Below are 21,692 nucleotides of genomic sequence, written 5' to 3'. Positions count from 1 at the left end.
GCCCGCGCAAGCGCAGCGCCGCCGGGCAATCTGTACCAGACTCCGTTCCCGTCGTTGTGCCGGATGGCGGCTAACGCCTTATCCGGCCTACCTTCACCCCAGTTCTAAGGTTTGCGCCAGCAGGGATGTACCCTCCGTATCGCCTGGGGCCCCTCATCCGCACGACGATACGTTTGTTTTTTGCCTTGTTGCCAAGCTGAATCGTTAAAGCTAAAAACAATGTAGATCACATATCCTGGTGATAAATACGCATTACTTAGCAAAATAATACGACTTTCATCGCATTTAACATCATAAAAACGGCCACTTTCTCACCAGGTGAGGCGCTTCACATTTTAATCACCCCCATGCCGGTAGATTTCACACGTCAATGACACAATCGATTCAGCAAAAAGGGAATAAAAATGAAAAAGACATTGGTTCTGACGACGATCGCCCTGCTGGTTTCTGGCTCAGCCGCGGCAAAAACATGGGTGCTGACGAACGCTGAAGAGGGCATGGATAAAGGAAACTGGCAGATCAGCAGCGATCAGCTGAAGGTAAAAGACCATGCGTTCAGCATTGAGCAAAAAGTCCTGCACGGCGGTAAGCAGGAAGGCAGCAAAATCCTCACCATTCACAGTAAAGACGGCCTGACCATCACTCTCAGCCCAACCCGTGGCATGAACTTACTGCGTATTGAGGGTTTCGGCAGCCGGATGGGCTGGGATTCGCCGGTTAAAGAGGTCGTCAACCCGGCGTTTATCAACCTGGAAAGCCGCAATGGACTCGGCTGGCTGGAAGGATTCAACGAGATGATGGTCCGCTGCGGCTATGAATGGACCGGCCATCCGGTGACCGCGGACGGGCAGATTTATACCCTGCACGGCAAGGCGGGCAACACGCCGGCCTCGCGGGTAGAAGTCGAGGTGGCTGACAGCGCGCCGTATGAAATCCGCATCCGCGGCCTGGTGAAAGAGAGCACCTTCAAAAAAGCCGATCTGCAGACCCTGACCGAACTGCGCTACGTGCCGGGCAGCAACAGCTTCAGCCTGCATGATGTCTTAACCAACCATGCTGACTATCCGCATGATTATCAGATTATCTACCACAGCAACTTCGGCACCCCGATTCTGGAAGAAGGCGCGCGCTTCCTCGCCCCGATGTCCAGCATCAGCCCGTTCAATGATTACGCGAAGAGCGGGTTAAAAACCTGGCAGACCTATCAGGGACCGACCAAAGATTTTGACGAGATGGTATTTAATATTCAGCCGCTGGCCGATGAAAATCACCAGACCCTGGCCGCGGTGGTCAACAAAGCGGGCGATAAAGGGGCCTCCATTCAGTTTGATACCCGTCAGCTGCCGGTCCTGACGCTATGGAAAAACACCGACACCATCAAACAGGGCTACGTCACCGGTATCGAACCGGGCACCAGCTACGCCTATCCGGTCACCATTGAACGCGAACAAAAACGCGTGAAGCAGCTGCAGCCGGGCGCCAGCGCGCAGTTTGATCTGACCTACACCCTGCTGCACGACAGCGCTCAGGTGGCCGCCGTTGAGCAGAAAATCGCGCAGATTCAGGGCGACAATAAAGTCGCGGAGAACGAGACGCCGATCGCCAAAGAGTAAGGTTGTAACCAGTGAATTCCCGGAGCGGGGCGACGCCCCGTTCCGGACTACTCCCGCCCCATCACCTCGCGCCCGAGATCCCGGGCAAACTGCTGGTACTGTCGCTCATCGATCGGCTGCGGGTAGCTCAGCACCAGCAACTCATGATCCGCGATGCCCTGATGATAGCTCGGGTGATGATGCGCCCACGCATTGGCATGAAATCCCATCGACTGATAAAAGCGCAGCCGTTTATGAGCGATTGCCGTGGTTAGCGGATCGATTTCCAGAATAGTCAGCGGCGCGCGCGTCAGGATCTGCGCCAGCAGCTGTTTACCATAGCCGCGGGAGCGCAGCGTATCGTCGATCGCCAGATGTTCGATATAACCGTAGCCGGCAAACTGCCAGCAGCCGCTGAGGCCGATAAATACGCCCTCATCGAACCACGCTTCCAGCGCGTAGCGCGGGTGGCTCAGCGCCTGAAGTTTGGCGTCGCTTTCGCGCTGCTCGTGCCACGGAAAGGCGCGCGCGTAGAGCGCGTCCAGCGTGGCGAAATGGGGCGAGTCGGTAGAACGTAATCTTTCGCAGGTCAGCATGGCACAATCCCTGGTAGCGAAAACAAAACTGCCCTCACACGGAGGGCAGTGATCGGAGGCGTTCGCGCTTATTCTGCCGCGGCCGCTTTTTGCGCCAGCTTATCCAGCAGCTTCTGATGAATGCCACCGAAGCCGCCGTTGCTCATCACCAGGATATGGTCGCCCGGGTGGGCGGTTTTGACCACCATCTCCGCCAGGGTATCGACGTCGGCGCTCCAGTGGGCCGGCTGGACGCAGGCTTCCGCCACTTCCGCCACCTGCCACGGAATATGCTGCGGCTGCAGGAGGAACACTTCATCAGCGCGACCGAGAGACGGCGCCAGATCGTCTTTGCAGACGCCCATTTTCATGGTGTTAGAGCGCGGCTCCAGCACGGCGAGAATGCGCGCGGTGCCGCCCACTTTGCCGCGCAGCGCCTGCAGCGTGGCGAGGATTGCCGTCGGATGATGGGCGAAATCGTCATACACGGTAACGCCGTTGGCTTCGCCGCGCAGCTCCAGGCGACGGCGGGCGTTGATAAAGCTGCCCAGCGCGTTCGCGGCATCCGCCGGCAGCACGCCGACGTGACGCGCCGCGGCAATCGCCATCAGGCCGTTATGCATATTATGCTCGCCGACCAGCGCCCACTTCACTTCACCAACCTTTTCGCCGTCGAGCAGCACTTCCCACTGCGAGGCGTCGGCGTTCAGCTTCTTCGCCTGCCAGTGGCCCTGCTCGCCCACCAGCTCCTGCTCGCTCCAGCAGCCCATCGCCATCACCTGCTTCAGGTTGATGTCGTTCTCCGGCAGGATAATTTTGCCTTTGCCCGGCACGATACGCACCAGATGGTGGAACTGTTTCTGAATCGCCTTCAGGTCGTCAAAGATGTCCGCGTGGTCGAACTCAAGGTTGTTGAGGATCAGCGTCCGCGGGCAGTAGTGAACAAACTTGGAGCGCTTGTCGAAGAAGGCGCAGTCATATTCGTCGGCTTCAATCACAAAGAACGGGCTGTCGCCCAGGCGTGCGGAAACATCAAAGTTCCCCGGTACGCCACCGATCACGAAGCCCGGTTTATAGCCGCAGGCTTCGAGGATCCAGGTTGCCATCCCGGCAGTGGTGGTTTTGCCGTGGGTCCCGGCGACGGCCAGCACCCAGCGATCGCGCAGCACGAAGTCGTGCAGCCACTGCGGGCCGGACATATACGGAATATTGTTTTCCAGCACCGCTTCAACGCACGGGTTGCCGCGAGTCATGGCATTACCGATGATCACCAGATCCGGCCGGGGATCCAGCTGGCTGGGGTCATAACCCTGAATTAAATCAATCCCCTGGTTTTCCAGCAGGGTGCTCATCGGCGGATAGACGTTAGCATCCGACCCTGTTACCTCATGACCGAGGGAGCGCGCCAGCATGGCCAGGCCCCCCATAAACGTGCCACAGATTCCTAAAATATGAATGCGCATTCGTCATTTCCTTCTCTTATCCGGGGCACATTTTACCCATATCCCGGGCCCTGGCGAAATGCATTTCAGGCGAATCTGTATTTTGCTGGCGCGATTCACCAGTGCGCACTTTTTTGATTCTTTGTTAAGATTGTTGCGTTCGTTTTACTCAACATAAAAATGCAGGGAACGAGTTATGAAAACGTTAGGTGAGTTTATTGTTGAAAAGCAGCACGAGTTCTCCCACGCCACCGGTGAGCTGACTGCTTTGTTGTCAGCAATAAAGTTGGGCGCCAAGATCATCCACCGCGATATCAACAAGGCCGGTCTGGTCGATATCCTGGGTGCCAGCGGTGCTGAAAACGTTCAGGGCGAGGTTCAGCAAAAACTCGATCTGTTCGCTAATGAAAAATTAAAAGCCGCACTGCGAGCACGCGATATTGTTGCCGGGATCGCCTCCGAAGAAGAAGATGAAATTGTCGTCTTCGAAGGGTGTGAACACGCCAAATACGTGGTGCTGATGGACCCTCTGGATGGCTCCTCTAACATCGACGTTAACGTCTCTGTCGGAACGATCTTCTCTATCTACCGCCGCGTCACGCCTGTCGGCACGCCGGTGACAGAAGAAGACTTCCTGCAGCCGGGTAACAGGCAGGTGGCCGCGGGCTATGTGGTCTACGGCTCTTCGACGATGCTGGTATATACCACCGGTTGCGGCGTCCACGCCTTTACCTACGACCCGTCCCTCGGCGTCTTCTGTCTGTGTCAGGAGCGCATGCGCTTCCCGGAGAAGGGCAATACCTACTCCATCAACGAAGGCAACTACATCAAATTCCCGCAGGGCGTGAAGAAGTACATTAAGTACTGCCAGGAAGAGGACAAAGAGACTCAGCGTCCTTATACCTCACGCTATATCGGCTCGCTGGTGGCGGACTTCCACCGTAACCTGCTGAAGGGCGGCATCTACCTGTATCCGAGCACCGCCAGCCACCCGGACGGCAAGCTGCGCCTGCTGTATGAATGCAACCCGATGGCCTTCCTCGCCGAACAGGCGGGCGGTAAGGCCAGCGACGGTAAAGAGCGTATTCTGGATATTATCCCGGAAAGCCTGCACCAGCGCCGCTCCTTCTTTGTCGGTAACAACCACATGGTTGAAGACGTCGAGAACTTCATTAAAGCATTCCCGGACGCCTGATCCCTGCCCTCCCTTCCCGCCTTGCGGGAAGGGAGTTCCCTGTCAGCGACTTCCCGCTCCACTCACCCGCGTCACCGCCGCATTCTGCCGATTTTCCCACAGCACCGTCAGCCCACGCTGCAGCGCGATAAAGATAAACAGCAAAATACCGATCGCAATTTTCGTCCACCATGAGCTGAGGGTGCCATCGAAGTTGATGTAAGTCTGAATCAGCCCCTGGATCGCCACCCCGAACAGCGTTCCCAGCACGGTGCCAACACCGCCGCTGAGCAGCGTACCGCCGATCACCACCGAGGCAATCGCGTCCAGCTCCACGCCGACGCCCGCCAGCGCATAGCCCGCCTGGGTATAAATGGAAAAGACGATCCCGGCCAGCGTCGCCAGCCCGGTGGAAAGCATATAGATACGGATCGTGGCGCTGCGAGTCGAAATCCCCATTAAATTCGCCGACGTGGCGTTGCCGCCGATGGCATACACCTGGTTGCCAAAGCGAGTGCGATGGGCGACAAAAATACCGGCCACCACCACCAGCAGCATCAGTAGCCCCATGGCGCTGAGACGACCGCCGCCGGGGATGGTCCATGCCAGCCCAGACAAGGTGTCGTAGACCGGATGGTTAATCGGAATCGACTCCTCCGACACCAGATAGCTGACGCCGCGCAGAAAGAACATGCCGGCGAGCGTGATGATAAAAGCCGGGATCTTTAGCGCGTCGATAAGCAGCCCCATAAACGCACCGAAGGCACAGCCCATCACCAGCACCAGTGGAAACGCCACCAGCGGTGATATTCCCCAAAAGCCAATCGCTTTGGCGAGGAAGACGCCGGTAAAGGCGATCACCGACCCCACCGACAGATCGATCCCACCGGAGAGGATCACAAAGGTCATGCCGACGGCGATGATCCCGAGGAAGGCATTATCCGTCAGGATATTGCAGATCACCCGCGTTGAGGCAAAGCCGGGGAATTGCGTCAGGCAGTAGAGGTAGCCCAGCACAAACACCGCAAGGGTGATCATCAACGGTAAATTACGTTTTATCATGGCCGCGTACCCCTTTCAGTAAACCGATAAAGCGCGGCGACTGGACAATCAGTACGCACAGCACCACCACCGCTTTCACCACCTGGTTGAGCTCCGGCGGGAAGCCAGAGAGCAAAATCCCGGTATTCATCCCCTGGATAATCAGCGCCCCCACCACCGACAGCAGCAGGTTGAAGCGCCCACCCATCAGGGAGGCGCCGCCGATGACCACCGCCAGAATGGCGTCCAGTTCGAGCCACAACCCGGCGTTATTAGCATCCGCACCGCGTATATCCGCCGCCACGATGATCCCGGCAATCGCTGCGCAAACGCCGCTCAGCACATAGGCCAGCATCACCACAATACGAGTATTCACGCCGGCGTTTTTCGCCGCGCGAATGTTGATCCCCACCGCTTCGATAAACATACCCAGCGCCGTTTTACGGGTAAACAGCCAGAACAGCAGCAGCGTGGCGGCGGCGATGATCACCGGCGTCGGAAACAGCAGAAACGATCCGCTGCCGAGCCATGCCAGGGCCGGGGAATCAAAGGTGACGATCTGCCCCGAGGTGATTAACTGCGCCACCCCGCGTCCGGCCACCATCAGGATCAGCGTCGCCACGAAAGGTTGGATCTTAAGGATCGCCACGAGGATACCGTTCCACAGCCCGGCCAGCGCACCGGCCCCCAGCGAGGCCAGCACCACCACCGGCAGGCTGTGCCCGGCGACGGTCATCGAGGCGGCCGTCGCGCCGGCAATCGCCATCACCGCCCCCACCGACAGATCGATACCGCCGGTGGCGATCACCAGCGTCATGCCAATGGCCAGCAGCGCCACCGGCGCGGCGCGGTTAAGAATATCGATCGGGCTGCCAAACAGGCGGCCATCCTGGAGCACCACCTGATAAAAATGGGGCGCGACCAGGCTGTCGACCAGCAGCACCAGCAGCAAGGCAATGATCTGCGGGGTGCCCTTCGGCCAGCTGAAGCGTCGCTTCTCCGGGCCGGTTTGCGAAAGAGATCGAGGCATCATGAGTTACTCCTTATGCCGCAATAGCGTTCATGATCGCCGGTACAGAGAGCTCGGCGAGCGGGATCTCCGCCACCTGTCGGCGATCGCGCATGATAATGACCCGATCGGCGTAACCCACCAGCTCCTCCAGTTCAGAGGAGATAACCAGCAGCGCCAGACCATCGGCGCAGAGGGTTTCAATCAGGCGAATAATTTCCGCATGGGCGCCGACGTCGATGCCGCGGGTCGGCTCATCGAGGATCAGGAACTGCGGTTTGGTCAGCAACCAGCGGGAGAGCAGTACCTTCTGCTGATTGCCGCCGGAGAGAAACTCGATCGGCTGCTCCGCGCTCGGGGTACGGATCCCCAGCTGGCGAATAAAGCGCTCGGCGATCTCGTTCTGTTCACGCCGGGGGATCGGCCGCAGCCAGCCGCGCTGCGCCTGCAGGGCGAGGACGATATTTTCCCGCACCGAAGCGGCGGCGATAATGCCGTCGGTTTTGCGATCTTCAGGACAGAAGCCGATCCCGAGGCAGGAAGCCTGATGCGGAGAGCGCAGGGTCTGCGGTTTGCCTTTGATCCACGCCTTCCCGCTGTCCGCCGTTTTAATACCGAAGATCACCTCGGCGGTTTCCGTGCGTCCGGAACCCAGCAGGCCGGCGAGGCCCACAATTTCGCCCGGACGGACCTGCAGGTCGAACGGGGCGATGGTGCCTTTTTTACCGTAGCCTTCAAACGCCGCCACCGGCTTATCGCTCAGCAGGGTACGGCCCGCCCGCTGCAGGGCATTGTGGTCCAGTTCTCGACCCAGCATCATTTTCACCAGCTCAATCTGCGGCAGTTCGCGGGTCTCGCGGCAGCCGACGAAACTGCCGTTGCGCAGCACGGTAATGCGATCGCTGACCGCATAGACCTGATCGAGAAAATGGGTGACGAAGATCAGACTGACGCCGTTATCCCTGAGCTGGCGCATCAGGGTGAACAGCATCTCCACCTCCTGGGTATCGAGGCTGGCGGTGGGCTCGTCGAGGATCAGCACTTTGGCCGACAGGTCGATGGCCCGACAGATAGCGACGATCTGCTGCATCGCCACCGAAAAGCGGTTCAGCGGTTCGCGCACGTCGAGAGAAAAGCCGTAGGAGGCCATCAGCGCCGTCGCCCGCGCCTCCATCTCTTTGCGTCGCAGCAGGCCAAACCGCCGCGGCTCACGGCCGATGAACAGGTTATCCGCCACCGACATATTGGGTAGCAGGTTCACTTCCTGGTAGACGGTACCAATCCCCAACTGCTGGGCATGGGCGGTATTTTTGGGCGAAATAGCCTGGCCTTCCAGCCAGATGGTGCCGCGATCGGCATGGTAAACGCCGGTAAGCGCTTTGATCAGCGTCGATTTTCCGGCGCCGTTTTCGCCCAACAGGGCCATGATTTCGCCGCGCCGCAGGCTAAAGTTGACGTTATCCAGCGCCTTAACGCCGGGGAAGAATTTACTGAGTCCTTCGGTGCGAAGGATCTCCTGGTGTGCCTCGGCGCTCATAATCGATGTCACCTTTAAATGATGTCAGGTTACCCCGGGTCGCGCTGGGCTTCCCGGGGTTACTGGAACGCTGCTTTTTACCCTCTCCCACTGGGGAGAGGGATGGAATGAGGGGCTCCCCACTCAGTAGCCCATATTTTTCTTCTTCTCTAACTCTTCTTTCGCCGTATCCGGCAGATACAGCGTCGATTTGGTAATGGTCAGCTTCTCAGGCAGGGTGCCGTCTTTTTTGTATTTCTCCAGCGCATCAAACGCCGGGCCGGCCATGTTTGGCGTCAGTTCGACGCTGGCGTTGGCTTCACCAGCGATCATGGCTTTATAGATATCCGGCACGCCGTCGATGGAGCCCGTGAGGATATCTTTGCCCGGCTTCAGACCCGCCTCTTTAATGGCCTGGATGGCGCCGATTACCATGTCATCGTTATGGGCGAAGACCATGCAGATGTTTTTGCCGTTATTCTCAGCTTTGATAAAGCTCTCCATCACCTCTTTCCCTTTGCTGCGGGTGAAGTCGCCGGACTGAGAGCGGATAATTTTGATATTCGACGCTTTGGCAATCGCGTCGGCGAACCCTTTCTTACGATCGATGGCCACGCTGGCCCCAACGGTGCCCTGCAGTTCAACGACGTTACACGGCTTACCGTCGACGGTTTTCACCAGCCAGTCGCCAATCAGTTGGCCTTCCAGCACGTTGTTGGCGGTCACGGTGGTCATGTAGAGATCTTTATCTTTAACATCAATGGAACGGTCGAGAAGGAAGACCGGGATCTTGGCCTCTTTCGCCTCTTTCAGCACCGGTTCCCAGCCGGTGGCCACCACCGGTGCAATGAAGATCGCGTCGACCCCTTGAGCGATAAAGGAACGCACTGCTTTGATCTGGTTTTCCTGTTTTTGCTGACCATCAGCGATCTTCAGGGTGATACCGCGCTTGGCGGCCTCCTCTTTCGCGACGCTGGTTTCCGCCGCACGCCAGCCGGATTCAGAACCGACCTGCGAAAAACCTACGGTTAGCGGGGCAGCTATCGCCATAGACGACATAGCTGCGGAAACTGCTGTGACAAGAAGTAAGCGCTTCCACATAAGGGTATCCTCGTAGGGTTATTGTTGGTTAAAGTCTCACCTGCGGACAAACTATAGACAATCGGTGATGTAACTGAATGCGTTACATCACACTTCAAAAAAGTAAATGAGATGTTAATGATGGCCCCGCTGCCCAGCGGAGAGCCGATAAGGCTTCGCAGGGAGCGCGGCTGTTGCGGTTTATGACGTTTTTTTAAGCAGTTTGATAAATCAATCACATGCAATGAAAACGGTTACATAAATTTATTCATGATGTGGCTATGTTTATGGATTTTCATGTCATTATTACGCGAAAAATTCGGAGCACTCCGCGGCGATATCGGGAAAAAGAAGCGAAGACTTTCGATGTGAGTTGGCTATAATACCGAGCACTTGTTTGCCATACATTTTAAAGGAAACAGACATGAGCTTACTCAACGTACCTGCGGGCAAAGATCTGCCGGAAGACATCTACGTCGTGATCGAAATCCCGGCGAACGCAGATCCTATCAAATATGAAGTCGACAAAGAGAGCGGTGCACTGTTCGTTGACCGTTTCATGTCCACAGCAATGTTCTATCCGTGCAACTACGGTTACATCAACCACACCCTGTCCCTGGACGGTGACCCGGTTGACGTGCTGGTCCCGACGCCGTACCCGCTGCAGCCGGGCTCCGTGATCCGCTGCCGTCCGGTTGGCGTTCTGAAGATGACCGACGAATCCGGTGAAGATGCGAAACTGGTTGCCGTACCGCACACCAAGCTGAGCAAAGAATACGATCACATCAACGATGTGAACGACCTGCCGGAACTGCTGAAAGCCCAGATCACTCATTTCTTTGAGCACTACAAAGATCTGGAAAAAGGCAAGTGGGTTAAAGTCGACGGTTGGGACAACGCGGAAGCGGCGAAAGCCGAAATCGTTGCCTCTTTCGAGCGCGCAAAGCAGAAGTAATTCTGTCTCAGGCAGGGTCATCCCCTGCCTGATTGCGGCACGGATAGCCGCGATAACACCATGGAGGGTGTCCCGTGAAAAGCGTTCGCTATTTCACTCTGAACTATACCGGTTTCACCACCGCCGCCTGTGAAAAACAGGGATATCTGCGCCTTATCGCCGGCGAGCATGTCTTTTATACCGATAAACGCTATTTTAACGACCCCGCGCTTTTTGACCACCTGACGATCAATCAGCCTCTGCACCTTGGCGTCCGCCGACTGGACAACGGCTGTTACTGGATCCACTGGCTCAGCGATGGCGAAACGCTCCTTGAACCCAGTCAACGGGTAACGCGCTGGGCCCGTCCGCTGCTGATTATCAGCCTGCTGACGCTCATCTTCGCTCTTATCCCGCTCGTGATGAGCACCTCAGAATGGGGAAGGTTCGGCTGCGGCATTATCGCGATCCTGGCCTTCATCGGACTGTTAACAGGGCTCTATAAGCGACTGTTCCACCCGGTGCTAAAACGGCACCCCGCCATGCGCGATCTGCTGGCGAAGATGGCAATGGCCCGCCGCCGCGACTTTTCCTTTTGCCAGCCACTACCCGCAACGGCGAAAGCCCTCCGCCAGACGGCAATGCCTTTTACGCAAGCCCTGCCGGAACGCTATGCCGTCCGGACGGGAAAAATTAGCACTATCATTTTTAAGAAGTGGTTCGCGGGGAACCCAACGCGGGAATACCATGGCGTTGGGATACAATGCGACACGGCACCGCTGGCCTTCTTCTGGCAGAACGGCTTCGCCAACTTCGGCCTGCATCCCTTTTTTTACCGCCGTCAACCGCCCTTTCTCGCTATCGGCGATCGGATAGTCGCCGTCTACCAACGGAAAGATAACGACATCCAGGCGTTATACAACGTCAGCGACGGGGGCGCTTTTCTGAAAAATCATCCCTGTTATCCCGGTGACCGGCAAATGTCGCTAGTCTATAACCTGTTTTATGGCATGGTGCTGGTGATGTACCTCCTCATACTCGGCATGTCGCTAAATAACCCATACAAACCAGCCAGGGGATTTTGGTGGTTAATTCAGGATTCACTGGACATGCTGTCCCTATTATTACTCTGCTTTGGCGGGATCCTGGCGGTACTGGAGCTGATTGGCCCAACGGCCTGGTTATTATCACACCGGGTAGCTGACTGGCTGAAGATGCGCTCGGCGATGCGGCGCTACCTGCAGGGAGTGGCCCGCCATACCGCGCTCGAGGAGATCATGTAATGTTCAGTACTCCAACACGACGATTATTCTTTCTCGCGCTGACGACGCTGGCTTCCGCGATGTGGCTGGCGAAGGATCGTCTGCCACTCTGGTAAGGCATGGAGCAGAAAAAACAACGCCACCCGAAGGTGGCGCTGTCGTGGTTAGTACTGGTCGCGATCCAACCAGTTGCCGTTCGCTATCAACGTGCATCCCTCAACGGAACGTTGATACACATACATCCATGCGCTGCCGTAAGGCGTCTGAATGAGGTGGCGCGCATACTCGCCCCCCTTCGTGCGTAGCGCATCCAGTTCGGCCAGCGTCGATGCATCAATACGATAAACTTCACCATGTACTGTGCCTTCGCCGGGCACCGCGCCTGGATAGTGGCCCAGGCTGTACAGCTGATAATCGTTGACACTATGAGCGCCCAGCCACTGGGCGTTGGTCATCCAGTGGCTGTTGCCTTGTTTGCGTCGTAAACTGCCGTAAACAAATATTCGCATTGCTAAAACTCAAACTGATAGAGCAAATCGAGCGCCTGGTCAATGCCAGACACCGCTTCCACATATAGCCTAGGCATCAGGCGATAACGTAAAGTCAGCGTCGCCAGGGAGTCGAAAATACCGACCCCATATTTTACCTGCAGACCCGGCAGTACATAGCCGCTGACCACCACCTGGGAAGAGTCGCCTACCCCTTCGGTGTCCAACGCCAAATTGCTTACGCCAAACGTCTCGCCGATTTTACCCACAACCTGACCACTTTGTGCAACCCCCATTCCAATAAGCATTGAGGTCATCGCGGCGCTATCGCTCTGTCCGCTGCTCAAACCCTGGCCGCGCAGCAGATAAGATAGCGCTTCCTGCTGGGACATCACCGGGTCAGAGAAGATCTCCGCTTTCGGCTGATCGGCGGAGCCGGTGACGCGAACGCCGGCGATCACATCGTCTTCGGTAGCATCCGGGTTACGAATCGCTTCGATATTCAGCAGCGGCTGATCCGGCGGACCGGAGAACAGCAGCTCCCCTTTGCGAACAATCAGATCCTGACCATAGGCGTGGAAGCGGCCGTCCGGAATATTGATCTGCCCGTTGAGGCCCAAGCCTTGCTTGTCCTGCGCCACTTTCAAATCACCGGTCAGACGCGCTTTCAGACCAAAGGCTTCCAGACGCACGTTGTTGCCGACGTGAATCGTCAGGTTGCTGTTGATCGGGATACCGGCGCTCTGCTGATTAATCGGCTTGAGGTTTTTATCCAGCATCACTTCATCAGAGGAGACGCCAACCGCGCTCTCTGGCACCTCGTTGACCACGATCCGCGCCCAGGGCACATCCACCTTGCCATCAAGGCTGAACAGGCTCGGCGTGGCGGTAAACACCACGTCCGGCGACACATCGAGACGCACCATCGGCGGCACGGTGATCCGCACCCGGCTGCCCTTCGCCGCAATCTGCGCCCGCCAGTTATCGATCTGCGTCCAGTCGGCGTTGCCGCTGAGAGCGATTTGCCCCTGGCGGGTGTTCACCGTCCCCTGTAGGGTGGAGCGCGTGCCGTTGAAGTTCATCGCCAGCTGGCTCGGCTGCATATCAAACGGCATGAAGTTGCCATCGATATCCACCCCGCTCAGCTGCATCTGGCCGAACAGCTGCGGGCTTTTTACGTTGCCGCCCAGACGCAGACGGGCGTTGAGCCTCCCCTCGGCTTTTTCGCCGCGAGCGAAAATCGGGTTGATCATCGCCAGCGAGAAGTTGCTGATATTGACGTTGCCGCCGAGATTACGCCGCCCCTGCGGGTCGGTGACCTGCACCTGCCCATCCAGTTGACCATTGTTGGTCAGGCGGATAAGCCAGCCCAGCTCGGCGCGATTGTTATGCAGGTCGGCGCTGAGGTTCAGCGTATCGAATGCCACCGGCAGCGGCGCGTCGTTGACCACCTGGGTCACCTTGACGTTGCGCCCGCTGAGGGTCACTTTGCCCTGCGGCAGCCCCTCTTTGGTGGTGTCCCAGCTCACATCGGCATTACCGGTAAAGACGCCGCTGGCCTGGGTCGCCTCCGGCATAAACGGCTTAAGCATCGCCAGATCGAAGCGGTTGAGGTTCACTCGCGCCCGCCCGCTGGCGCCCGCGTCGATGGTCTGCGGGACGCAAAGCTCGGCGTTCGGGTTGGTCCAGCAGTGTGGCCCAATGCTGATTTTCTGCTCCTGGTTGCGGTAGTCCAGCGCAATGCTGCGCGTCAGCGCTACCGGCCCTACCGGCGTCTGGAAGCGGGTATCGCTCAGCGAGCCTCTCCAGCGTTCGGCCTGACGATCGAAGCTGCCTGCCAGTGTCAGCTGGCCGGAAACCGGATCGCCCTGCACGCGCAGCCGCAGCTCATGCTGCTTCTCAGTACCTTTGGCATTGAGCTGCACCAAACTGATATTGACCCCCGGCTGGCTAATGCGATCTACCCGCACGTCCAGGTTACCGCCAATCTGATCGGTGGATTTCACGTCCCCTTTGACGTTGACCTGGGCGATGGTCAGTTCCTGCCAGCGCAGCGCCCGGGCGGTGATGTCGGCCAGAAGCTGCGGCGCATCGACAGTGCCGCGCACTTTCACCAGCCCCTTCGCTGTTCCGCCAAGCCCCGGCAATGCATTATCCAGATGCGGGGCATCGATAGTGGCGTCGAGGTTAAGATCCTTCACCCCCAGCTCACCTTTGATATCGGCGCTGTTCGGGCCTAACGCCAGGTGCAGGCCCGGGATTTTCCACTGCAGATAGCTGTTACCCTGCAGCGAGCCCGAAACATCCACTTTGTTCTGCTTCACGTTGCCGGTAATTTTCAGCTCCGGCACCGACATCTGCCAGCTGCCGCCGTACAGGCTGCCCTGGGTCTTGATCATGCCGTTGAGCTTCGACGGCCAGTCCGGCACCTCTTTGGCGGTGTTGATCCCATCGAGGGTCAGCTCGCCGCGCCAGCTGATCGCCTGCTGCCAGTCGAGCAGCGCCTTCAGCTCGGTTTTCCCTTCCAGGGCGTTGACCGTCAGCTTGTCGAGATTAATCTGCCGCTCATTGCCTTTGGCGTTGAGGGTGATTTTCGCCGGCGGCAGCGACTGACCTTTCACCGCCGTGGAGAAGGCCAGCGCGTAGTCGGTCATTTTGCCGCTGAACTTCAGCTGGACATCATCGGCCTGGAACTGCTTCTCGCCGCTGAATGGCCAGGCGAGCTGCTTACTCTTCAGCTCCATATTGAGCGGCAGCCCGGCCTCCGCCAGCTGCGCATCCGCGCGCAGCGTGGCCGCGACCGGCCCGCTTAAGTCCACCCCGACCTTAAGCGTTTTACGCACTTCACCGCCCACCTTCAGCTGCACCTTCTCCCCTTTCATCGGGTCAACGTTCAGCGTTCCGGCGAGGGTAATGTCCACCGGCCAGTTATCCTGCAATTGCGCGTGGCCCGAGGCGCTGACCTTGCCCTGATCGGAGTCGATATCGAGGGCGTCGAGCTTCATCTGACCGTCGATACTGCTGACTTTCAGCAGCAGGTTATACACGGTGATGTCGGTATCGCCGGTCAGGCGTAGTTGTTCCCCGCGGAACGCCTGAATATTGAGGTTCAGCGGCAGATGGACATCGGTCATTGCCGGCAGCACCGGCTGCGAGAAGAGGTCGGTCATCGTCTCGCCGAGCGGTTTTTCCTGCGGCTTCGGGTTGTCGATTTTCGGCTCAACCACCTGCTCCTGCGCCACTTTCGCCACCTTCGGCAGGGCGATCAGCAGCCCCTGCAGCGAGGTCGGCGTCAGGGTCAGGTTTTTCTCCTGCCAGTTCAGGCCGGTGGAAAAATCGCGCACGGACACTGCGGTATCGTCGATTTTAACGTTGACGTTATGCAGTGCGACGCGGCTGAGGGTGATCGGATAAGGGGTGGAGAGATTCAGCGGCCCGCTGTCTTCTTCCTCGACCGGCGCGGCGGGCGGCATCTTCTTCGTATCGACGGCGACGTAAATATCGCGCAGCGCGATATCGTTTACGCACAGGCTGCTGTCCCACAGGCAGCGCAACCTGACGCTGAGGTGAAACTGACCGGCGGTCACCGCCACCCCGGGCTGCTCGTAGCGGACATTATCGAGGGTTAAATCACGCCAGCCACCGGTGACTTTGCCGATATCCAGCCCCGGTACCCAGCGATCCGCCGCTTTGAACACCAGATGTAAGCCGGTGGTCGTCCCCACCAGGAACCCGACGGTGCCCAGCAGGAGCACCAACACGATTAAGACGCCGAGGCTTATCTTCTTCCATAAACTCATAATTCAGGCCCCAGACCGATGTAAAACTGTAAACCATGCTCTTCTTTGTCGCCGATCGGCCGGGCGATATCCAGCTTGATCGGCCCCACCGGCGACTGCCAGCGCACGCCCACCCCGGCGCCGGTTTTGAAATCGCTCTCGCGAATATCGCTGACCGCTTCGCCGCTATCGACAAACACGGCGCCCCACCATTTACCACTGACGTTGTACTGATACTCCAGCGAGCCGGTCGCCAGCTTCGAGGCCCCGATCAGCTTGCCGTCATCGTCCTTCGGCGAGATAGATTTGTATTTATAGCCGCGAATACTGCGGTCGCCCCCGGCGAAAAAGCGCAGATCCGGCGGCACCTTGTCAAAGTTGTCCGCTTCGATCCAGCCAAGGTTGCCGCGCACCACAAAGCGGTGGCGGTCATAGAGGGTACGGATCCAGACGTCCTGGGCCTGCATCACGATGAAGTTGATGTCCGAGCCCCACATGGTGTTGGAGTAGTCCACGGAGTAGCGCTGTGAATCGCCCCAGGTGGGCATCAGACCGCCGCGAGAGCGAGTGCGGTTCACCGAGACCCCAGGGTAAATCAGCATGGTGGTGTTGGTGACGTTCGCCTGGGTAAAGTGGTCCAGGCTCCAGCGCAGGTTGATCGCCCGCTGCCAGCCGCTCGACATCTCCCAGAAACGCGATACCCCAAGCGTGGTGGAGTCGGCCTGGGTGTCATTAAGATCGGTGCGCTTAAAGCCGCCCTGCATCAGATAGTACTGCTCGAGCGGGCTCTTCAGCAGCGGGACTTTATAAGTAAAGTCGAACTGCTGCTCCGGAGCGGAGAGGCTGACGCTGGAGGTCAGGCTGTGGCCATACGAGTTCATCCACGGTTTTTTCCACGTGGCTTTCACGCGCGGCCCGACATCGGTTGAAAAACCAACCCCGGTTTCCACGGTGTTCTCTTTGCGTGGCGAAACAACGCCCTGCAGAGGCAGCACCTTGGTTTTCCGTGATTTAGCGAAATCAGGCGCCACCACGACTGAACTGAACCAGCCGGTCGCCGCCAGGCGGCGGTTTAGCTCGGCCAGATCCTGCGAGGTGTAGTAGTCGCCCTCTTTAAACGGCACGAGGTTTTGCAGGTATTCATCGCGAATTTGCGATCCGGAGAAGGTGACGTGACCAAAGCGATAGCGCTCGCCGCTGTCGTAATCGATATCCCAGAACGCCTGGTGGCGGTCAAGGGAGACCCCGAGCTGGCTTTTGTTGAACTCGCTGTCAAAGTAGCCTTTGCGCAGGGCGACGCGGGTCAACGAGCTCTTGAAACCGTCATAATCGCCATGGTTCAGCACCGTCCCGATGGCCGGACGCGTTTTTAGCAGCGCCAGATAGTCGCTATCGGTACGGGCGCCGCCGCGCAGAATGACCTCGGTTCCACCAATGCGCACCGGTTCACCCGGGGTCACTTTGGCGATCAGCACCTGACGCCCCCTTTTCGGCGGCGGACGTAAATCAAATTCAATCGTCGGCTCGTAATAACCCAGCGCTTTCAGACCTTCGCGAATGGCGTCATCGACGCGCGCGCGAAAGCGACGATCCGGCGTGACCTCATCACTCTGGATGGTGGAAAGCTGGGCGCGAACGTTTCTCTCCAGCTCCCCGGATAATCCCTCAACCTGCAAACGCACATTCGCTGCGCTGGCGACCCCGCTGACCAGCAAAAGGCTGGTGATACATAACTGGCGGATTTTTAGCACATTTTCTCCTGAATCTCCCTGTTTCCCCCTACAGGAAACACTGGCGCCGCTCCACGGCTTAACAAAACCCTAACAACCAGGGTTGAAAAAGTGGCAATAACCCAAATAATTCTTATGTATTAATCTAGACGTATTACGCGTGTTTATTGTGTTAAAAGACACGCTTCGTTACAACCTTAACGACGATTTCTGTATTGAGAGGCCAACCGTGAGTCTATTTGATAAAACGCATCTTGTCGCCCAGGCGGATGCGCTGCCTGGACGCAATACCCCCATGCCAGTGGCGACGCTCCACGCAGTTAACGGCCACTCGATGACCAATGTCCCGGCGGGGATGGAAGTGGCGCTGTTCGCCATGGGCTGCTTCTGGGGAGTGGAGCGCCTGTTCTGGCAATTGCCGGGGGTTTACAGCACCGCCGCAGGCTATACCGGCGGCTATACGCCAAATCCGACCTATCGCGAAGTGTGCAGCGGCCAGACCGGTCACGCGGAAGCAGTGCGCGTGGTTTACGATCCGCAGGTCATTAGCTATGAGCAGTTATTACAGGTGTTCTGGGAAAATCACGATCCGGCGCAGGGCATGCGACAGGGCAACGACCACGGTACCCAGTACCGTTCGGCGATTTACCCGCTGACGCCGGAACAAACGGCAGCGGCAAAGGCCAGCCTCGCCCGCTTCCAGGCGGCGATGAACGACGCGCACGACACTCGTCACATCACTACCGAGATCGCTACCGCCAAACCCTTCTACTATGCCGAAGACGATCATCAGCAGTATCTGTATAAAAACCCGCACGGCTATTGCGGCATCGGCGGCATCGGCGTGTGCCTGCCGCCTCAGTAACAACCCGATTGCGCTATCGGGGAGTGGTGGTTAATCAGAAAAGACCGGGCCCGCAGGGAAGTGGGCCAGAAATGCCGTCACGGTTAACCATTCACGCAATGACGGAAACGTCATCTCTTTCTCTGCCAATGCCCGATCGAAAGCGATTAGCGAATCGATGCCTGCCGTTCCGAACACGCCCCCGGCCCATAGTATTCTTTGCGCCTGGTCCCGCGCCCAGCCACTCTCGCTACGCCAGGCAAGGATATGCAGCAGAGCCTGTAATAAAGAGGCGACGTGGGTGCGCTGCTCTTTCACCAGCCGGCGGTAAACAGGCAGAGCAACACTTCTTATAATGTCGATACTCTCCCATACCGCCTCGTCTTTCAGCAGCCTCCCGGCCTCTTCGCACAGACGATTATGGGTAATAACCTCTTTTTTCTCGATGGTCTTCCCGGCAGCAATCACCATCCCACCCAGCAAATAGAGCGACTCTGGCAATAATGGCAAAACAACCCGCCGTTCTCTGGCAAGCTGCTGTCCGGCATAAAGGCAGTTAACCACTGTTTTTTGGACGTTGTATGGCTCGCTGTGGCTATCGAGGAGGTGTAACTCAGGTACCAGGTGATTCACTAAATCCACCGCCCGGACAGAGTGAAGAATAATGCTGCTCTGTTCGGAGGTCTGTATTCTCTGCACATCCAGTAAAACAGTCTCTTCCATTTTATTTTCCCTCTGTTATACGTACTTGCACAACGCCCATGCCGGGACGCATCTGATTCCAGCCTTCGCTTAACCGCGCAGCATCTGTCATACCCCACCTCAAAACAGGGGTGAAAGAGAGGACATAAACTTAGGTAAGGTATTTATCAGCGCAACGAGAGTGAGCAACAAACAAAAGAGATAGCTGATCGCCATGCATATTTGTAATAACCGTGGCGCCTTGTATCCTTTATTAATATCCTTTCGCCACAGCAGCAGGCAAATAAACAAGCCGGCGACCGGCGTGGATACCGCCGTTGCCACATTCGCTAAGTAAATTAACTGCACCGGCGAACCGCCAAAGCTAAAGCAGATTAACCCCGCCACCACCAGCACCACCATGGATCCCCACTGGACCGCTTTACTCTCCAGCGCGGTAGATTTATTGAAGCCGGAATTGAGCAGCACAACCCCACGCTGAGTATTCCCCAGTAGAGATGAGAAACCCGCCCCCAATAGGGCGACACCCATAATGTATTTTGCCGCCCGTCCCATACTGGGCGTTAACAAATCGGCCAGCTGCGTCGGCGTATTGATTGATATCCCTTGCGGAAAAAGGACGATGGCCCCCACCAGAATAATCGCCCCGCTGATCAGCAGCACACCGATAATATGGGCGACGGTATCCGCCACCATCACGCCATTAAAGAGGTCATCTTTTTTCCATTTTTTCTCTTTGCCAAGGTAAGTGCCGTAGATCCCGGTCGTCAGGGAGGCATTGGTACTGATAAAGCCCAGGGCGGTGACTAAACTCCCCGCAGGAAACATCCAATGCGTTAACCCTTCGCCACTGGCTTTCCAGTCTGGTCCCCCCGTCCCTACCAGGGTAATATAAAAAGCGATAATCATTGCCACAATACAAATAGTGATCCCTTTTTCGACTTTGGAATAAACGCCTTTAGAGAAATAGCAATAGATCATCACCGCAATCATAATTAACGCACCGAGTTTCCAGTCAATGCCGAAAACCAGGTTCATGCCGGCCCCGGTACCCGAGATATTCCCCATGGTAAAAAAAAGACAGGCTAAAAAAGTAGCCACCCCGACAAACCCCGAGGCGACTTTACCGTAATAGTGACGTATCGCCTCGATTGACGGCATTCCGGTGAGCATCGAGATACGATAGGTCGTCAACATAAACGTGATCCCCATAAAGGCAATGGGGATCAGCAGCCATAGCAAAGAGTAGCCATAGTCCGCCCCTAACATCGACGCGGTGGTGATAGCGCCGGGACCGACAACGACCCCGGTAAGAACAATACCCGGACCAATACGGCGAATTAATTGAGAGAAGGGAAGTTTTTCTATTTGTGCGGGTACAGTGGAAGATGTTTTTTCTAAATTATTCATGACAGCCTCATTATATTATCTTTACAGAATATTATATGGCCAACCTTATATATTGAATAAAACCGGATAGTCCCTGGTAAAACCAACCCGTATTCATGATGAATACGGGTTTAACATACAAATAATGAATTAAATAACCGCTTTTTTAATACCTGCTTCACGGATAGCCGCTTTGATCTCTTCTTCCGCGCCGGGTTCCAGCGGTAACAACGGTGAACGAACGGTCGCGTGTTCCAGGATGCCACGTTCAACCAGAGCATGTTTCAGCGCGACCGTGCCTTCCATATGTGAGCCACGGTGATAAACGGCCCGGGTGACCGGCAGCAGACGGTCGTGAACCGCTTTGGCCTTCACATAGTCTTGCGCTTTACCGGCTTCCAGCAGCTCTAACAGGAGTTCCGGCGCAATATTGCCATACCCCACCAGGAAACCATCAATATCAAAAGCGGTATGCAGCAAATATTCATCATGGCAGCTGAGGATCTGTAAATCAGGGCGTTCGCGGCGAATCACCGGAATTTCTGTATCCCAGCGGCGCATATTCCGCACGCCATTTTTCATCGCAAAGACTCCCGGTTGCGCGGAGATATCCAGCATCGTTTCGAGGTTATAGGTGGCTTTCGTGACATCCGGATACTGAAACAGAATAAGCGGCAGGCCGCTCTCTTCGTATACCACGCGATAACGATCCTGCGGCGCCCCTTTTTGGTAGCCAAAACGCAGCCAGCCATGGGAGGGATACAGCAGGCCAGCAGAGGCGCCAGCGTCGACGGCACGCTGTGCTTCCAGCGCCGCCACTTCCGTCCCTTCGCCGGTAATACCGGCGATAACCGGCACGCGGCCTTCGGTCGAGTCCACAAAACTACGGATAACATCGGCCTGCTCCTGCTGAGTCAGGAAGGTACCTTCCCCGGCATGTCCCAGCACCACCAGACCTTTCACGCCTTTCACGCTGCCAAGCCAGGAACCTAAGCGTTTGATCGCTTGATGATCGATGCGTCCATCGCGGGTAAAAGGGGTAACGGGGGCTGGAACAATACCACGCAAATCAAGTGCTTTCATGTTAACTCCTTACACATTTCAACAATAAAGATGATAAAATCCCCTTCTTGAA

Annotated in this window: 17 protein-coding genes and 1 pseudogene; 5 read left to right on the top strand and 13 right to left on the bottom strand. The window is 57.0% G+C overall.

The genetic code is table 11. The annotated features are described in order from the left end of the window. Positions 1–104: 104 nt before the first annotated feature. Positions 105–220: pseudogene (locus HMPREF3142_RS29440) on the bottom strand (hypothetical protein). Positions 221–404: 184 nt separating this feature from the next. Here HMPREF3142_RS29440 and HMPREF3142_RS13915 point away from each other — a divergent pair. Next, positions 405–1,613 carry an aldose 1-epimerase family protein gene (locus HMPREF3142_RS13915; RefSeq protein WP_023323523.1) on the top strand — a complete coding sequence of 403 codons (1,209 nt, stop codon included), beginning with the start codon at positions 405–407 and terminating at the stop codon, positions 1,611–1,613. Between the two features lie 47 nt (positions 1,614–1,660). Here HMPREF3142_RS13915 and HMPREF3142_RS13910 read toward each other — a convergent pair whose 3' ends face one another. Beyond that, positions 1,661–2,188 (bottom strand): GNAT family N-acetyltransferase, encoded by a 528-nt coding sequence (locus tag HMPREF3142_RS13910; RefSeq protein ID WP_008807143.1) that lies wholly within the window; start codon positions 2,186–2,188, stop codon positions 1,661–1,663. A 68-nt stretch (positions 2,189–2,256) separates the two neighbouring features. Continuing rightward, positions 2,257–3,630, bottom strand: a complete 1,374-nt coding sequence (gene mpl, locus HMPREF3142_RS13905) for a UDP-N-acetylmuramate:L-alanyl-gamma-D-glutamyl-meso-diaminopimelate ligase (protein WP_023296931.1) — start codon at positions 3,628–3,630, stop codon at positions 2,257–2,259. A gap of 175 nt (positions 3,631–3,805) precedes the next feature. Between mpl and fbp the strand changes: the two genes are divergently transcribed. Next, on the top strand, positions 3,806–4,804 hold the full coding sequence (gene fbp / locus HMPREF3142_RS13900; RefSeq protein ID WP_008807144.1) for a class 1 fructose-bisphosphatase: 999 nt from the start codon (positions 3,806–3,808) through the stop codon (positions 4,802–4,804). 42 nt (positions 4,805–4,846) lie between these two features. On the opposite strand, the gene yjfF is transcribed toward fbp, so the two are convergent. From yjfF to ytfQ, 4 genes are all read right to left on the bottom strand, one after another. Then, positions 4,847–5,845: a galactofuranose ABC transporter, permease protein YjfF gene (gene yjfF / locus HMPREF3142_RS13895; RefSeq protein ID WP_002886825.1), complete on the bottom strand. Its 999-nt coding sequence runs from the start codon at positions 5,843–5,845 to the stop codon at positions 4,847–4,849. Continuing rightward, on the bottom strand, positions 5,832–6,857 hold the full coding sequence (ytfT, locus tag HMPREF3142_RS13890) for a galactofuranose ABC transporter, ATP-binding protein YtfT (protein WP_023323521.1): 1,026 nt from the start codon (positions 6,855–6,857) through the stop codon (positions 5,832–5,834). Before ytfT ends, yjfF begins: the two co-directional genes overlap by 14 nt. 10 nt (positions 6,858–6,867) lie before the next feature. Further along, positions 6,868–8,370: a galactofuranose ABC transporter, ATP-binding protein YtfR gene (gene ytfR / locus HMPREF3142_RS13885; protein ID WP_008807146.1), complete on the bottom strand. Its 1,503-nt coding sequence runs from the start codon at positions 8,368–8,370 to the stop codon at positions 6,868–6,870. 123 nt (positions 8,371–8,493) lie between these two features. Then, on the bottom strand, positions 8,494–9,450 hold the full coding sequence (gene ytfQ, locus HMPREF3142_RS13880; RefSeq protein WP_008807147.1) for a galactofuranose ABC transporter, galactofuranose-binding protein YtfQ: 957 nt from the start codon (positions 9,448–9,450) through the stop codon (positions 8,494–8,496). A 403-nt stretch (positions 9,451–9,853) separates the two neighbouring features. Here ytfQ and ppa point away from each other — a divergent pair, with 403 nt between their 5' ends. Both ppa and HMPREF3142_RS13870 read left to right on the top strand, forming a co-directional pair. Beyond that, on the top strand, positions 9,854–10,384 hold the full coding sequence (ppa, locus tag HMPREF3142_RS13875) for an inorganic diphosphatase (RefSeq protein WP_002886766.1): 531 nt from the start codon (positions 9,854–9,856) through the stop codon (positions 10,382–10,384). A 74-nt stretch (positions 10,385–10,458) separates the two neighbouring features. Then, positions 10,459–11,646, top strand: a complete 1,188-nt coding sequence (locus tag HMPREF3142_RS13870; RefSeq protein ID WP_070612158.1) for a hypothetical protein — start codon at positions 10,459–10,461, stop codon at positions 11,644–11,646. A gap of 143 nt (positions 11,647–11,789) precedes the next feature. Here the strand turns inward: HMPREF3142_RS13870 and HMPREF3142_RS13865 are convergent, their stop codons facing one another. The 3 genes from HMPREF3142_RS13865 to tamA are packed head-to-tail and all read right to left on the bottom strand — an operon-like array spanning position 11,790 to position 17,643. After that, on the bottom strand, positions 11,790–12,134 hold the full coding sequence (locus HMPREF3142_RS13865; RefSeq protein ID WP_008807149.1) for a gamma-glutamylcyclotransferase family protein: 345 nt from the start codon (positions 12,132–12,134) through the stop codon (positions 11,790–11,792). Positions 12,135–12,136: 2 nt separating this feature from the next. Then, positions 12,137–15,913, bottom strand: coding sequence for an autotransporter assembly complex protein TamB (tamB, locus tag HMPREF3142_RS13860; protein ID WP_008807150.1), 3,777 nt, complete (start codon positions 15,911–15,913; stop codon positions 12,137–12,139). Continuing rightward, the gene (gene tamA, locus HMPREF3142_RS13855) at positions 15,910–17,643 is read right to left on the bottom strand and encodes an autotransporter assembly complex protein TamA (protein ID WP_008807151.1); all 1,734 of its coding nucleotides are present in this window, start codon (positions 17,641–17,643) and stop codon (positions 15,910–15,912) included. The genes tamB and tamA overlap by 4 nt, the downstream gene beginning before the upstream one ends. Positions 17,644–17,851: 208 nt before the next feature. On the opposite strand from tamA, the gene msrA reads away from it, so the two are divergent. Further along, positions 17,852–18,487 (top strand): peptide-methionine (S)-S-oxide reductase MsrA, encoded by a 636-nt coding sequence (gene msrA, locus HMPREF3142_RS13850; protein ID WP_008807152.1) that lies wholly within the window; start codon positions 17,852–17,854, stop codon positions 18,485–18,487. 30 nt (positions 18,488–18,517) lie between these two features. On the opposite strand, the gene HMPREF3142_RS13845 is transcribed toward msrA, so the two are convergent. From HMPREF3142_RS13845 to HMPREF3142_RS13835, 3 genes are all read right to left on the bottom strand, one after another. Then, positions 18,518–19,189: a hypothetical protein gene (locus HMPREF3142_RS13845; protein ID WP_008807153.1), complete on the bottom strand. Its 672-nt coding sequence runs from the start codon at positions 19,187–19,189 to the stop codon at positions 18,518–18,520. A 99-nt stretch (positions 19,190–19,288) separates the two neighbouring features. Continuing rightward, positions 19,289–20,578, bottom strand: a complete 1,290-nt coding sequence (locus HMPREF3142_RS13840; protein ID WP_012969097.1) for an Nramp family divalent metal transporter — start codon at positions 20,576–20,578, stop codon at positions 19,289–19,291. A 129-nt stretch (positions 20,579–20,707) separates the two neighbouring features. Beyond that, positions 20,708–21,640, bottom strand: coding sequence for a dihydrodipicolinate synthase family protein (locus HMPREF3142_RS13835; protein ID WP_038422032.1), 933 nt, complete (start codon positions 21,638–21,640; stop codon positions 20,708–20,710). Positions 21,641–21,692 lie beyond the last annotated feature (52 nt).

Origin of the sequence: Klebsiella sp. HMSC16C06, assembly GCF_001808325.1 — a bacterium.
GTDB lineage: Bacteria > Pseudomonadota > Gammaproteobacteria > Enterobacterales > Enterobacteriaceae > Klebsiella > Klebsiella variicola.
This window is presented reverse-complemented; position numbering and strand designations above follow the sequence as displayed.